At 45.0% G+C, this 14,257-nt stretch carries 11 protein-coding genes; 2 read left to right on the top strand and 9 right to left on the bottom strand.

Annotation, left to right across the window (positions count from 1 at the left end; translation table 11 throughout):
* Nucleotides 1-320: 320 nt before the first annotated feature.
* The 6 genes from EO95_RS11075 to EO95_RS11050 form a co-directional block, all read right to left on the bottom strand.
* Entirely contained in the window at nt 321-1,841 is a 1,521-nt protein-coding gene (locus EO95_RS11075) for a PAS domain-containing sensor histidine kinase (protein ID WP_052733572.1), read from the bottom strand.
* A gap of 540 nt (nt 1,842-2,381) precedes the next feature.
* On the bottom strand, nt 2,382-3,917 hold the full coding sequence (lysS, locus tag EO95_RS11070; protein WP_048134736.1) for a lysine--tRNA ligase: 1,536 nt from the start codon (nt 3,915-3,917) through the stop codon (nt 2,382-2,384).
* Between the two features lie 233 nt (nt 3,918-4,150).
* Nucleotides 4,151-5,029: a metallophosphoesterase gene (locus EO95_RS11065; RefSeq protein ID WP_048134735.1), complete on the bottom strand. Its 879-nt coding sequence runs from the start codon at nt 5,027-5,029 to the stop codon at nt 4,151-4,153.
* 351 nt (nt 5,030-5,380) lie between these two features.
* A complete protein-coding gene (locus EO95_RS11060) occupies nt 5,381-6,676 on the bottom strand; it encodes a threonine/serine exporter ThrE family protein (protein WP_048134734.1) in 1,296 nt (431 codons plus the stop codon).
* Between the two features lie 347 nt (nt 6,677-7,023).
* Complete coding sequence (locus EO95_RS11055) at nt 7,024-8,547, bottom strand: M20 family peptidase (protein ID WP_052733571.1); 1,524 nt, start codon at nt 8,545-8,547, stop codon at nt 7,024-7,026.
* A gap of 494 nt (nt 8,548-9,041) precedes the next feature.
* Nucleotides 9,042-9,443, bottom strand: a complete 402-nt coding sequence (locus tag EO95_RS11050; protein ID WP_048134732.1) for a hypothetical protein — start codon at nt 9,441-9,443, stop codon at nt 9,042-9,044.
* Between the two features lie 175 nt (nt 9,444-9,618).
* Between EO95_RS11050 and EO95_RS11045 the strand changes: the two genes are divergently transcribed.
* On the top strand, nt 9,619-9,903 hold the full coding sequence (locus tag EO95_RS11045; protein ID WP_048134731.1) for a hypothetical protein: 285 nt from the start codon (nt 9,619-9,621) through the stop codon (nt 9,901-9,903).
* Between the two features lie 153 nt (nt 9,904-10,056).
* On the opposite strand, the gene EO95_RS11040 is transcribed toward EO95_RS11045, so the two are convergent.
* The 3 genes from EO95_RS11040 to EO95_RS18485 all read right to left on the bottom strand — a co-directional run bounded on the left by EO95_RS11040 (nt 10,057) and on the right by EO95_RS18485 (nt 12,132).
* Nucleotides 10,057-10,974 (bottom strand): S16 family serine protease, encoded by a 918-nt coding sequence (locus EO95_RS11040; protein ID WP_048134730.1) that lies wholly within the window; start codon nt 10,972-10,974, stop codon nt 10,057-10,059.
* A 137-nt stretch (nt 10,975-11,111) separates the two neighbouring features.
* Nucleotides 11,112-11,567 carry a CU044_2847 family protein gene (locus tag EO95_RS11035; RefSeq protein ID WP_200895037.1) on the bottom strand — a complete coding sequence of 152 codons (456 nt, stop codon included), beginning with the start codon at nt 11,565-11,567 and terminating at the stop codon, nt 11,112-11,114.
* Nucleotides 11,568-12,006: 439 nt separating this feature from the next.
* Nucleotides 12,007-12,132 (bottom strand): hypothetical protein, encoded by a 126-nt coding sequence (locus EO95_RS18485; protein ID WP_255350203.1) that lies wholly within the window; start codon nt 12,130-12,132, stop codon nt 12,007-12,009.
* 187 nt (nt 12,133-12,319) lie between these two features.
* Here EO95_RS18485 and EO95_RS11030 point away from each other — a divergent pair, with 187 nt between their 5' ends.
* Complete coding sequence (locus tag EO95_RS11030; RefSeq protein ID WP_048134744.1) at nt 12,320-13,171, top strand: winged helix-turn-helix domain-containing protein; 852 nt, start codon at nt 12,320-12,322, stop codon at nt 13,169-13,171.
* Nucleotides 13,172-14,257: the final 1,086 nt, after the last annotated feature.

Below are 14,257 nucleotides of genomic sequence, written 5' to 3'. Positions count from 1 at the left end.
GTTATAAAGTTATATTTACTACTGTGCGAGGCTGCGCTTTCATCCCCCACCTGTCGGCTGATGCCTCCGAGGAAGGGGACTTCCCGCTGTGCCTCTGCGCTCCCAAGTTAAAACCTCAACAGGAAACCTCTGAGTCTTTAGCATTTAGGAAAGAACTTTCAACCTTAAATAGGTTACAATACTGTGAAATACCCCTCCCTTTCAGCCTGCGGCTTCCGAGAAAGGGGTCTTTCCGCCTGCGAAGATAAATGATGTACTATTCACCGCCGGGACTGGGAACGGCCTTCCTATAACTATACCGCATTAAAATCTGGAATTATTCATCCTGAGAAGTTAGCAGCTACCCCAACTTTGGTGGTACTATCTTTCAATACATTATCAGGTTTTTTCGTATCATCCGGACCATTTACGGGCAACTCAAATATGAAAGAGGACCCTTTTCCCTGAACACTTGTAAACCATACTCTGCCCTTATGCATATCAACAAACTTTTTTACCAGAGCAAGCCCCAGGCCAGTACCTTCGTACTGCCGGTTCATGTCCGAATCAATCTGTTTGAAAGGCTCAAAGAGGTATTTCCGGTCTTCTTCCGAGATCCCTATGCCGGTATCTGAGACCCGGATCTGAATCATATTTTCAGACATCTCGGCTGAGATTCTTACAAACCCGCCAACGGGGGTGAACTTGATAGCATTACTTATGAGGTTATAAAGAATCTGTTTGAATCTTACTTTGTCAGCAATGATAGACAGGTTATCTTTGACATTGAATTCTATAGAAATATCTTTATTTAATGCGCTTGCGGAGGCTATAAACTTCAAGTCTTCAAAAACTTCGGAAACGAAAAAACATTCCAGGTTTAGTTCCATTTTCCCGGCTTCAATCTTTGAAAGGTCAAGGATATTGTTTATAAGGATGAGGAGGTGGTTTCCACTGCGTGAAATATTATTTAAATATCGCTTAGTTCTTTCATCAAGTTCTCCATTTATACCTTCGAGCAGCAGGTCCGAAAAACCTATGATAGCAGTAAGAGGGGTCCTCAGTTCGTGGCTCATGGTAGCGAGGAATTCACTCTTTACCCGGCTTGCACCCTCTGCAGCAAACTTTGCCTGAAGCAGTTTCTTTTCGGTTCTTTTACGCTCGGACAGATCAATGAAACTTTCAACAAAATAATCTCTGTCCCCTATAGTTACCGGAACCACACTCTTAAGGATCGGGATGACTTCCTTTTGAGCATTGATGATCGTTTTTTCTGAATTATCCATATTCAGTCCAAGATCACTGATAGGACATTTTCCGACCTCGGCAGGACAGATAAATTGGTGACAGATATTTCCGACAATCTCTTCTTTTGATCTCCCGATCGTTTTAATTGCAACGGGATTTACATCAACGATTTTGTGGCTTGAGGCTTCGATTAGCAATATTCCACATAGGCTTTTTTCCAGTAAAGCACTCAATCGATCTCTTTCTTTTTGCGCCAAACGTTCCGATTCTTTACGCAAAGTTATGTCCCGGGCGATAATAAGGAGCTTTTTACTTTTTTTATCCATTACAGAGGAACTAACCTCTATGTCGAGGATACTATTATCTGACCTTTTGATCTTAGTCTCAAAAAGCGCCGATCCGTTCTCCAGAGTTACGTTCAATGCGTTCCGGAAACCGGGAAGAGATTCTTCAGTAAATAGAGATTGGGGGAGAATTTTTTCAAGATGAACCCTATCATATCCGAGAAGTTTACAGCCTTTAGGGTTAACTTCCAGAATACGCTCCCCATTTGTTATGAAAATCGCATCATTGGACTGCTCAAATAGAGCCCTATATATTTCTTCTTTAGCCATTAGATTGTCCTCGGCCAGTTTACTTAAAAACGGATTATTTTCTCATTCTTGTCTCAGGTTCAGCATACACAGGCACTTTTCCGGGATTGAAGAGGTTTAAATTATGAGTAGCTTATCCAATAGAAAAATTTGATACTGCATAGTAACATATTACATTTAATTATAAAGAAGTGTTGTTGAAGATGGCATCTATGGGGAGAATATAATTAAAGATAATATAACCATGGATAATAAGGACAATAACAATACAAAAGTTTTCACAACTTCCCATTCAAACATGAACTTTATTTGGGCCTTTTTTGAGGTCTCCCTCCTTTTCAGCCTTGGTCGGATATGGTCCAGCTTCCTGAGATTCTTTACTTCCCCTAATTTCGTTCCATCCGGCAGGTAGACTTCAGCCGAATCAAGTTCTATGCTGCCCGAGGAAGATGCCGTTCAGGCTTCTCCGAAATAAAAAAGAAGGGGATTTGCTCCCCGACTGGTCTGTCCGCTTGGCAGGACAAACTCGAACCTGCAGAACAAAATGAAGTCTGAAATCAATCAGTCTTCCCTTTTCATCTGCGGGAAAAGGATTACTTCCTTGATGGATTCGAGACCCGCAAGGATCATGGTAAGGCGGTCGATTCCGAGCCCCATGCCGCCGGTTGGGGGCAAGCCGTATCCAAGGGCTGTTATGAAGTCGTAATCGATGGTCTGGGCTTCAAGGTCTCCCAGCTTTCTTTTCTTATCCTGATCTTCGAACCTCTTCTCCTGTTCAAGCGGGTCGTTTAATTCGGAATAGCCGTTTGCCAGTTCCCAGCCGTTGAGGAAAAGCTCGAAGCGCTCGACAAAACCTGCTTTCTCCCTGTGATTTTTGGCAAGAGGGGAGTTTTCTACAGGGAAATCGTATATGAAAGTCGGGTTTATCAGCTTGTCCTCTACCAGACCTTCAAAAAGCAGAGCAAGGAATTCACCGTGGCTCTTTGCCTTTTCGTAATCTTCAATCCTGTTCTCAATGGCGATTTTCTTCAGCTCTTCAATAGAGTGGGCAAAGACATCAAGTCCGGCATATTCTTTTAAGGCGTCTTCCATGGAAAGCCTCCTCCATGGAGAACGGAGGTTGATCGTGTTTTCGCCCATCTGCACCTCATAGCTGCCTGTCAGCTTGAACACGAGTTCCGAGACCATACCTTCAGTTAAGTCCATCATGTCATTATAGTCCCGGTAGGCCTCGTAGACCTCGATCATCGTAAACTCAGGGTTGTGGGTCGTGTCAATGTCTTCGTTTCGGAAGTTTTTGGCAATCTCAAAGACCTTCTCATACCCGCCAACAACAAGCCTCTTGAGGTAGAGTTCAGGGGCAATTCTCAAAAAGAGGTTCTGCCCGAGACAGTTGTGGAAAGTCGTGAAAGGCCTTGCGTTTGCGCCTCCATATACAGTCTGGAGCACAGGGGTTTCAAACTCGAGAAATTCCCTTTCGGCAAGGAACCTTCTGATCTCGGAGATGAGTTTGCTCCTCATGACGAAAATTTCTCTCTTTTCGGCGTTGACTATGAGGTCAAGATACCTTTTCCTGTACCTGGTCTCGACGTCTTTTAAGCCGTGGAATTTTTCGGGGAGGGCGCAAAGGGACTTGGAAAGCAGGACAAATTCGGACACACTGATGGAATCTTCTCCTCTCTTTGTCCTGAAAATTTCACCCTGAAACCCTATGATATCTCCGGAGTCCACAAGGTTCTTAAAAGTCTCGAACTCTTCGTCCGGAAGGTTTCCTTTCCTTACAAGCACCTGAATCCTGCCGGTCTGGTCCCCAAGGTCGGCAAATATCATTTTACCGTGCTTTCTGATGTTATAGAGCCTTCCTGCGGTCCTTACAGATAAGCCCTCGTTCTTTTCAAAGTCCTCGAACTTTTTCAGGATATCGCAGATATCCCCGTTCTTTTCGAACTTATAGGGATAGGGGTTGAGCCCCTGGCTTATGATACCGTTTAATTTTACAATTTTAGAGTCGTCAAAAGCCCTGGAGCCCGATAAATCAGTTTCATCAGACAGGGGCATTTCTTCAGACAGGTCCGTGTTGTTAATTTCCATAGTCATTGAATCAGTACATCCTCTTCAGGTGAATGTAAGTAAATCGATCAGTAAATTAAACTTAAGCCAATCCGGAAACTGAAGACTGCTTATTCTACCTGTTAGCCTTATTCCGGATATATTTTAACATACATCCCTGCATTTTATATAAACGTTAAGAAAAAAGAGTCAAACGTTTTCAACAGTTTAGAAGACTGCCCTGGTTATTAGCATCTGCCTGTGGTCTGTTCACATTAATGTTACTTACCGGAGGTTTCGGAAGTACCGGAAATACCGGAATTTTTGCGTTTCCGACCTTCCTTCCTGACTCGGACTCTGGTATGCTGCAATTTGCGGATATTTTTAAGCAGCCCGAGCCTTGTCCCGTCCAGCAGATATATTTCGGCATCCTCAAGTTCAATCCCCCCTGAAGAAAAAACCGGACCCAGAAGGTCTTCCTGTGTTGACTCATTAAAGGGGACGCCCCCGCAGAGCTCATTAAAAGCGGGCATGATAAAGACCTCAGGGTCTGCCCAATCTCTCCTGTTTTCAAAATCAAGGTTTCCGAAACGAGCTTTCAGGGTTTCAACATTGAATTTTGTCCTGATCCAGGCAGGTTCAACTATAGAATAACCAAAGGCATCGGTAAAACGGACTGTGGGGTGGTTATGGGCAGTAATTACGTGGGATGCAGCCAGAAGTTCAGGTGCAGGCCAGGTATGCCCGTGGAAATACCCCACTCCGTCAATGACCGCACCGCGGACCGAATGGACCTTGATATCCTTCTGTCCGCTAAAAAGAGATTCAATTCCTCCGTCATGGTTGCCCGGAAAAATATCAACATGCGCATGTTCTGCAAGCGTTTCAAGAAAATGAGGGATCTCATCCTTCTCCTGCCAGGAGATCTGAGGAACATTATGCTTCACGTCCCCAGGGAGCACTATCCGGTCAGGAGAACATGTTTGTATATAGCCAAGAACCCGGTCCAGCCGGTCTTTTATCCGGCTTGGCAAATTGATCCCGCTCCTGTAGAGGTCCCACTCGATCCCGAGGTGGATATCGGCAATTACCAGGGCAGTTTCCGTGTTCCTGACGATGAGGGCAGGTTCTTCAAGAATTGGGGTGATTTCAGGGGGCATAATCGACGGAATATCGTTTTTAAGGATTTGAAGAAATTATTTTTTCCTGAAAAGAGAGCTGTTCTTTAAAAAAGAGCATAACTTTTCAGACCCGCAGCAATATGTAATTTACGATATTTAAATGATCGGGCACTGGCAAATCATATATGCATGTTCCTAGATTTCATCCGCACTTTTCTCTGGTCTGACCTTTGGTGAATCTTATTTTTCCTGTCATGGGTTCATGCGCATTTACATAGATGTATACAAATAAGAACACATTGACACCGTTCTTCTTTTCATTATGGACTAGCATATCTAATGGCAGAAGGAATAACTGATTACATGTGATTTTAAAGGAATTTTTAATTTTTAGAGTTCCTTTTCAATAACCTGAGGATACGACCCTATTTTTAAAGGATCGGCAATCACAGCACCGATTAACAGCCCCGTGGAGATCCCCACAAAGGTCAGAGCTACCTGGATCAGACTGGAAATGGAAGGTGAATAGTTCTCCACCAGTGCAGCTAAGCTGATAAATCCAAGTGCTCCGGGAACCAGGATCCAGAATGCAGGTATTATAGACACATAATACGGCGTTCTAAGCCTGGATCGCTCCAGAAAAGTTCCCAGCATGGTCATGATGATGGAGCCTGTGAAAGCCCCGAGAAGTCCTCCTAAAAGGTAGTTCCCGGCTTGCTGTCCCAGGAAAGTGGCAAACAATACAATTAAAACCCCTACCATATCCTTGTTTCTTATAGACATCAAAAGATACATCCCGAGGGTGAAAACAAGAACTCCGATATAGGGAGCCCACCAATTTAGAGGAGTTGCCGTATCAGCTACTATGTGGACCCCGGACAGTCCTGCAACCTGGAGGCCTACTATCACTCCAAATAAGAGAAGTAGCAGTATTACAACCCCCTGAACCAGGCGGGTTGCACCGGATACCACATTGTTTGCTGCCAGTTCGAACATTCCTGTGGACAGAACTGCTCCGGGGATGAAGTAGGCAAGTGCTGGGACCATTATAGTTAGGGACCCGTTTACAATTCCCTGTTTAAACCCGAAAGAGAATATCGTGGAAACAATAAAAGCCGTTAGAACAGGCAGAATCAGAGTAAGTTTTGGTTTATCCTGAGAATAAGCTAATATAAGTCCCACTACGGCCCCTAATGCCCCACAAAAAAATAACCCATTAAGGGTTGGCAAAAAGAGTGTTCCCAGGCCTGTGGAAAACAGTGCATAGCCTAAAATATTTTTAATATAGTTATGCTGGCGTTTAACATTAAGGATTTCATTAATACGCCTTATTCCCTGTTCAGGTGTTATTTCAGCATTTTCTGCCTGGTAGATCAACTCATATAATCTTGAAACCTGGTCTAAAGGAAGTACTCCGGGTTTCTGCAGGGTGACTTCCAGAGCCTTTGAATCTCCATCTGCAATCTTTATGAGTAAAAAAGTAGGTAAATTAATAACCTCTTCAGCTTTGACACCATAAGCCTGGCATATTTTTTTTAAAATTGATTCTATGGACATCACCGCGATTCCTGCAGCAGTCAGAGCCCGGGATATCTCGGTGAGAAATTTCAGAAGATGTGGAGGTAAACCACTCTCATCTGAAATATTCAAAGGGTTTGTGTGAGATGAATCAGTATGTGGGACCATTTTACCAAAAAACTCCCTGAACTTATACTGCCCCTATAAATAAAATTGTTTTTGAAAAAGGACCATACCTGGGGAGGAGGCTATTACACATCCGTCTCCTCGAATTCGTGCACTTTGAATTTTCGGTGTGTACCGCATTCCCCATTTGCATTCCCTTATCATCATGCGTTCGAAATCAGACCAGCTGAATCTACCTGGTCAGCCTGACTGACCTCCTAACTGTTCATGACATCATCTTCGCCGTGTTTCCGTCGCCGATATCAGTGGCACTGCTCCACTTCTAAACCCTCATCGTGGTGATATTCATGGTTTACTCTCCTTGCATTTCTGGACCTCGTTGTCGAAAATCAAAGCTCTTCGACATTGGTGATTAACTGGTGGAAAAAGCCGATAGATTTGGCAAACTCCCTGACCAGCACCCGCTCGTTGACGCCGTGCCAGCGTGCGGCGTCTGCCGCTGATTCGACACGCACGGCGGTGAAGCGGTACACGTTCCTGGCGATAGAGGCAGCGAAGTACTTGGCATCAGCTCCGCCGATGACGAGATACGGGGACACTACCAGGTCGGGCGTGCCCCATGTCTGGCGGATCGACTTCTCAATCGCCCTGTACTCCTTGCCACAGGGGTCCGACACCGGAGACGGATCGATGGAGTCTGAAAGTTCCGTTACCTCCACCCGGTTGTCATTTACTATCTTCCTCACCTGCTCCAAAACTGACTGCACGGTTTCGCCCTGCAAAATCCGGAAATTCACAACCGCGGTGGCAATTGGAGGCATGACGTTTTCCTTGACGCCGCCGTTGACCATCGTAACCGCCGTGGTGGTATGGAGCATAGCCGTGGTTTGAGGGCCTGTGAGCATGTATTTGAGGAACTGGTCCTCGCTGGTGTTCCGGGCTTGCCATCCCACTGTGGGGTTTTCCGTATACTCCAGGGCACGTTTTTGCTCTGTAGTCTCTTCCATTTCGGGCTCGCTGCCAAAAGCAATATCTTCCAGAACCTCGTGGAACTTCTCTGGGAGTTCCGGCCCCAGGAAACGCATCTGGTCCCGCACGGGCTGTGTGATCCGGTAAGGGAATGGGTTTGCCTCGATTTTGGTGATAGCCTGGGCCAGAATGCCGATGTTGGAGTTCTTTGGAGGCATAGCCGAGTGCCCGCCGGGGCCTGCTACCTTCAACTGCAGGGTGGTGTAACCCTTTTCCGCTGTGCCGATCAGGGCGATTGGAGCGGTGATACCGGGGAACAGGCCGCCGGTCAGCGGCAGGCCCTCATCCAGAACCAGTGCGACCTCATTGATACCTCGAGATTTCAGCTCTTTCACTATCTGCTTCACGCCTTCAGGGCCCATCACCTCCTCGTCCTGTCCGAAGACCAGATGGATGGTGCGCTTTGGCTGGAAGCCCTGCTTGAGGTGCATCTCGACGGCTTCCAGGATGGCAAGGATCATGATCTTGTCATCGAGCGAACCACGGCCCCAGATATAGCCATCAGCGACATCTCCTGAAAAGGCGTCATGTTCCCACTGCTGTTCGGTGCCAGGGACCACCGGCACCACATCCTGATGGCCCATCAACACTATTGGCGGCAGAGATGGATTCTTGCCACTCCAGGTGTAGAACAGGCTGAACCTGCGGGGATCGCCGAGGATCTCCCGTTTCAGGGTCTTGTGGACGAGCGGATAGGTGTCCACCAGGTATTGATGAAAATCATTGAACGCTTTCTCATCAAAGTCACTGCGGTCCTGATTGGAGATAGTAGGGAAGGTGATGGCTTTGGAAAGCCGCCTGGCAGCTACATCCTCATCCACCGGTACCTCCACCACAGCGACATCTTTCATCTGCAACGAATCAAATTCTCTCTCGGTAACCATGCAATTCCCCCTTGATATACGAAATTATTTTTCGCACGTTGTCTGCACAACGATTGTGCGAGGCACTCGTCGAATACCTGAACGCCTCGATCTAACTTTTCTGGAAACTCGTGGCAATGAACCATGCCAGAATCTCTTCCTCCTGCTTGCCCGTGCCGAACTACACCGCGACGGTAATGCTTGATGGAGATTATAGTTCGTCTTTCTGTAGAAGGAGAGGGAGCAGGGGATGGCTTATTACATAAAAAATACACGTGGTTTTATAAAAAAAGGCATATTAATCAGATGTACTGAAATTAGATAAGGGATTTTAAAATCGAATTTGAGATCCTTTGCAATAGCATATACTGGCACCGAGCACGGAGTAGAAGCCTATCCGGAAGAATCTGTTTTTGATGAAGCGGCTGTCATATTAAAGTCGCCGCTATCAAATAAAAGAGGATGCCGAAAAGAAAAATTTCAGGAATTAACTCATTTACCACACTCAGTGCTAATCACAACTCTTTTTCCGAAAGCTTTTCGACCTTTTCCGAGAGCTCTTTGATCATCTTCCGCATCTCGGCAAGCTCGTCCTGCACCTCAAGGATCCTGTCATACATGGGGCTCCGGTTGTCTTTAACGGCCTGTTCCTGGGAAAAACGCTGTTTGCTCGGCAGGACATAAACGTACACAAACCACATCGCAACAAAGCCTATGATACTCAACCCCGCAAAAAAGAGGAAATACTGCGGAAAAACGGTCCTGATATACGAATCCCCTTCACTGTAATACTGAAGCCGGGAAATCATCAGGAAATTGAGGATTGAAAACAGAAACATTGCCTCCCCCATAAGGGTAAGCAGCCCCCCGACCCGGGTGGACATTTTCCTCTGTTTTGGGATAAATTTTTCAAACATATTGGTCACCTTTGGAATCAAAAATAGGAGATAGAAGTTTAGATATAAAAATTATGACTATCAAAGAATATAAAACATGGCAGGATTCGGCTCATTAATTATTCGGGTTTCCGGGGAAGAGTTCAAGCAAGCTTTTTTTATAAAAAAGCCCATATTATAAAAGAGGGGAATTGCTATGGTATATGTTGTTATAAAGCATAAAGTAGAGGACTATTCCAGATGGAAATCTATTTTTGACGAACACGGAACTACAAGAGGGAAAGCAGGATGCAAAGGCGGGCAGCTTTTCTGCAGTTCGGACGAAACAAACGACCTTTGTATCCTTTTAGAATGGGATAAAAAAGAAAACGCAACAGGATTCTACGAATCCGAAGACCTGAAAAAGACAATGCAAAAAGCAGGGGTTATTGGCAAACCGGAAATATATTTCTTAGAGAAAATAGAAGATTTTCCGGTCTGATTTGTAAAATATCCCATAAAAACCGTTAAGGCAAAATGAAAGGGAGAGGAAAAATCCCTTTCCCTAACTTTGTTAGAAATAAAAAATGTAAGAAGGCCTCGATTTTATTTCTCATCGATTTTACATTTCATTTGATCTTATATTTCATCGATTTTATTTCTCATACTTCAGCACGTCCTCAATCGTATCCACGTACTCGATATCTATCCCGACATTATCCTCGATATATTCCTCGGCGTCCACAACTTCCGGGACTCTTTCAATGACTTCAAAGCCGCTGACTTCCCTTTTTACTAATTTGTAAGTGACAAGCTCCCTGTTTTCACCTGGAAGAAGGAAGAGAGTTTTTCCCCCGGCTTCTGCTGCCGTAGCTTTTTCGAAAACTCCGCCTATAGCGCCGATATTGCCTTCATCGTCAATGGTGCCGGTAAGGGTGATGCTATCATTAAGTTCAGTGCCGTTGATAGCGGAAATTGTAAGAAGGGCCATTAGAGCCCCTGCACTCGAACCGTCAACACCCGGGATTTCCTGATCAGAAGTAATGCTGAAAATAACATCGCTGCCTGAGAGAGAAACTCCGGTCTCCTTCTGGGCCACGAAAACTGCAGTATTTGCAGCGTCCTGAAAAATCACGCCCATAAGAGGAGTGGTCTGGACAAGCACCCGGCCTTTCCCAGGCCTGGTTTCAACCGAGATATTGAGAAGGGTACCCTCTTCAGAAACCGCCTCCCGGATAAAAGGACCTGACCTTTCCAGTTCAACTTTCTGGAAGACGGCAGGAGCCTGCAAAGTGGCAAAACCTTCCAGACCTGCAGGGCATGTTTGAAGGGTATTTTCGAGTTCAAAGACTCTCTCACGGTAGAAGTCCACCTGGGAAGCATAGGACTGGAGAGACTGGTTATTCTGAGTTATTTTTGTTTCAAGCCTTTGATTCTCTTTTTCAAGGGAATTTATACGTGCCTGCATTTCCCGGACCTGCTCCCCCTCAACCGGAGCTTGATATAAAAAAACAAAGTAAGCATTCGCAACAAGCGAAAGGGCAAGGATAAGGGCAAGAAGCCTGGATTTCATATAATGAATTATTTTGCTCCGGCTCGTACTTATTTCTTCCTTAAAGAAACCCGTATTTTTGAGCAGATACATTTGCTGGACAGAAACTTATCAGGAAGGTTACCTATAACCGGTTTTTGGCTCGGACAGCTGGTCTTTCAGGAGTATAGCCCTCGTTTTACATCACTTTCCTCTATATATTGTTCCTTGCCTTGCCCTATAATTTCTTCCCCGTCTTTCCCGTCGTGCTTCCACATCAATGTTACTTTCAGATTTGTTTCCTTTTCGGACTTGGTAATGACTGCCCTTCCATCCGTAGTCAGACGAAGGCTAAAAGCCAGCTGTACCTGAGAAGGCCTGCGTTCAACAGGTATTTCCTCTACAGTGTCTCCAACCTTTCTCGAAAGCTCCTTGATAATAAGCATCGCACTGGCAATTGAATCTATGGACTTCTCTTCCACGGCTTTCGGAGATACGAGCGTCATTTTTATCGTGCCTGGAGCATGCCCCAGTTCAGCTAAAATCGGCCCGACTTTTACAGCTTCCTTGCCAGACTTTTCATTATCATCTTTATTGTTGCTCGCGTCTTTATCAAATATGCCTTTAAAATTCATGCATTGTCATCCCCCGGAGGCGTTAAAGGGACGTATGACAGAAAAAAGAATACGGCCCAGAAAGAGCGAAATAAGATAGATAAAATAGTATATAATTGGATAAATAATTGATGATATATTTTAGATGTTGCTGGCTTTTGCAGTTAATCTCTCTGTCTGAAATTGAGGAGAAGCAATAAAAATAGAAAATCTGGAGAAAACAACTAAAAACAGAAAAGTAAGGGGAAAACAGTTAAAATAGAAGGTTGAAGAGAGAACAATAAAATAACAGAGAAACTTTGCAGTATAGATTTTTGCAGTATAGATTTTTGCAGTATAGATTTCCAGTTTTCAAAAAAGAGAGTGCATTAATTACCCTTTTTAGAAGGGCAATTAGTGCTGTAGACATCTTTTTCGGGTGGTGTGTAGTTAGTTAAATGGTATTCATACCATTCATATCTCACTTTTTCTTCTTTTCCTGTTCTTCCGCAAGAGCAACCTTTTTACCGCAAAGGTCGCAGTTCCCTTCTTCAGTTATACAGGGCTGTTTCGGGGCTTCCCCTCCACAAATTCCGCACTTTACCATACTATTTTCACCTCCCCTTCAAGTCCCTGGCATTTATGCCATTAGTAATCAGCCAGTCATTGATTTATACTTAATCGGCATCAAAATATACTAAATGCACTCCAGTACCCGAGAGAATTAGTATATCCCAATGACCTTCAGGGTCGTAACAGAAACTTTATAAGTGAAGCCGGAAGATGTAAAAAATATGAAAGACAGCGGCAAGAAAAAAGAAAACTTTTCTGAAAACCCGGAAGATCCGGAAATAGCGGAAATAGCGGAAATAAAAGCTATCAGGGAAAAGCTTTGCGATATGCATAGCGATATCAAGAAAGTAATGGAATACTCGAACAGGCTGCGCTTTGAAACTGCTATGGAATGCTCGAGGCAGGAATACTCAAATGCGGTCCTCAGCCACCTTATTGAAGATATCGATACCGGACTTGAAAGAAATATGGTAAAGAAATGCCCTGAAAAAGAAAACTGCAGGTCTTCCTTTACAGCCCTTCTTCAGAGGAATGCAGGGCTTATAAAACAGGGCAGAGTAGATGAGATACTCCTTTCAAATAATAGGGAAAAACTCGAAGAAATGAGATGTGGAGCCCCTTACAGCAAATGTGACCAGTGTTTTTCCGAAGTATCCGGCCTTTTCACAAAACAGGTCAACCTTATGCGCTCGATGAGGATTTATGCTGGAAATCAGGAACAGAAGCCTGATATCTCAGCCCTTGAACCCGGCGCACTTGTGAGAGAGATCCTTGAACCGGTATCCAATCCCCAGCGCCTGGAAATCCTGAAGGCTGTGGCTTTTGAGACGAAAAGTTTCTCAGCCTTTTCCGAAATTACAGGCCTTAGAGGCGGAAACCTGCTCTTCCATCTACAGAAGCTTATGGACAGCGGACTGATCCTGCAGCAGCACGAAAGAGGGGATTATATGATTACGGAAAAAGGGTTCAAAATTCTGCAGGTCTTAAACGAATTATATTCCTCACTTCAATACTCCCCACTGCAGCTCCCTGCCAGAAAAACACCCGGGGAAAAAGAAGAAATTCGGATTTAACTCTTTTACCCGGCGCCGATCAGGGAAGGAAAAAGCTAAGATTTAAGCAAAAAACTGAGTAGTCAGGGGTGTCTGTGATTCCTGATTTCAACTCTTCTATTTTCAAATTTCTTCGGCTTTCTTTACGTTCGGTCCTTCTTTTGTGTCCTGTACGACATAGCCAAGTGCCTTTATTTTCTCCCGGAGGGCATCGGAAGCTTCCCAGTCTTTCTTTTTTCGGGCAGCCTCGCGTTCCTCCACAAGCCTAACAACTTCTTCCGGGATTTCCTCTTTTCCTGTTTGTGCAAAAAGGCCCAGAACATCCGAAAACTGTCTGTAAAGGGAACAAATTTTATCAAGAACTTCCCTGTTTTTACCGGATTCAAGATATACGTTAGCTGCGCGCGAAAGTTCCCTGAAAACGGTCAGGGCTTTAGGGGTATTGAAATCGTCCTCAAGGGCCTGCCTGAACTGACTCTCAAGTTCCGGAAGAGTTTCAAGGGTTTCAAGGTCTCCGGGGTACGCTTCATCTTCTGCGCCCTTCAGGGCAAATTCGAGGTTATCGAGAGTCTCTTTAAGCCGCAGATAATTGTTTTTTGCATTTTCGGCAAAGGCTTCGGAATAGTCCAGCTTTTTCCGGTAGTGCACTGAAAGGAACATGAAACGTACAACCTCTCCCCCGTACTTTTCAACGATCTCGGGAAGGGTGAAAACGTTTCCTTTGGATTTGCTCATCTTCTCCCCTTCAACTATAAGGTGCTCTCCATGAATCCAGTTGCGTACGAAGGGCTTTCCGGTTGCACCCTCTGACTGGGCGATCTCGTTTTCATGGTGCGGGAAGATCAGGTCCACACCTCCGGTATGGATGTCCAGGGTCGGACCAAAACTGTTCATTGCCATTGCCGAGCATTCGATATGCCAGCCAGGACGGATTTTCCCCCAGGGGCTTTCATAATAGATTTCCCTTTCGATTTCCTCAGGCGCAGAGGCTTTAAGGAGAGCAAAATCCCGCGGGTTGTCTTTATCATACTCGTCCACGTCCACAGATGCGCCAATTATGATGCTGTCTCTTATACACATCTCCGAGCCCACGAGACGGACTCCTAT

The organism is Methanosarcina sp. 1.H.T.1A.1 (assembly GCF_000979295.1).
In the GTDB taxonomy this organism is placed as follows: Archaea; Halobacteriota; Methanosarcinia; order Methanosarcinales; family Methanosarcinaceae; genus Methanosarcina.
The sequence above is the reverse complement of the archived record's forward strand: the minus strand, read 5'-3'. Positions and strand labels throughout refer to the sequence as shown.

What these genes read in the sequence shown, in the direction of transcription:
- EO95_RS11075 (WP_052733572.1), bottom strand. Translation starts at nt 1,841, where the DNA reads ATGGCTAAAGAAGAAATATATAGGGCTCTATTTGAGCAGTCCAATGAT.
- lysS (WP_048134736.1), bottom strand. Translation starts at nt 3,917, where the DNA reads ATGACTATGGAAATTAACAACACGGACCTGTCTGAAGAAATGCCCCTG.
- EO95_RS11065 (WP_048134735.1), bottom strand. Translation starts at nt 5,029, where the DNA reads ATGCCCCCTGAAATCACCCCAATTCTTGAAGAACCTGCCCTCATCGTC.
- EO95_RS11060 (WP_048134734.1), bottom strand. Translation starts at nt 6,676, where the DNA reads ATGGTCCCACATACTGATTCATCTCACACAAACCCTTTGAATATTTCA.
- EO95_RS11055 (WP_052733571.1), bottom strand. Translation starts at nt 8,547, where the DNA reads ATGGTTACCGAGAGAGAATTTGATTCGTTGCAGATGAAAGATGTCGCT.
- EO95_RS11050 (WP_048134732.1), bottom strand. Translation starts at nt 9,443, where the DNA reads ATGTTTGAAAAATTTATCCCAAAACAGAGGAAAATGTCCACCCGGGTC.
- EO95_RS11045 (WP_048134731.1), top strand. Translation starts at nt 9,619, where the DNA reads ATGGTATATGTTGTTATAAAGCATAAAGTAGAGGACTATTCCAGATGG.
- EO95_RS11040 (WP_048134730.1), bottom strand. Translation starts at nt 10,974, where the DNA reads ATGAAATCCAGGCTTCTTGCCCTTATCCTTGCCCTTTCGCTTGTTGCG.
- EO95_RS11035 (WP_200895037.1), bottom strand. Translation starts at nt 11,567, where the DNA reads ATGAATTTTAAAGGCATATTTGATAAAGACGCGAGCAACAATAAAGAT.
- EO95_RS18485 (WP_255350203.1), bottom strand. Translation starts at nt 12,132, where the DNA reads ATGGTAAAGTGCGGAATTTGTGGAGGGGAAGCCCCGAAACAGCCCTGT.
- EO95_RS11030 (WP_048134744.1), top strand. Translation starts at nt 12,320, where the DNA reads ATGAAAGACAGCGGCAAGAAAAAAGAAAACTTTTCTGAAAACCCGGAA.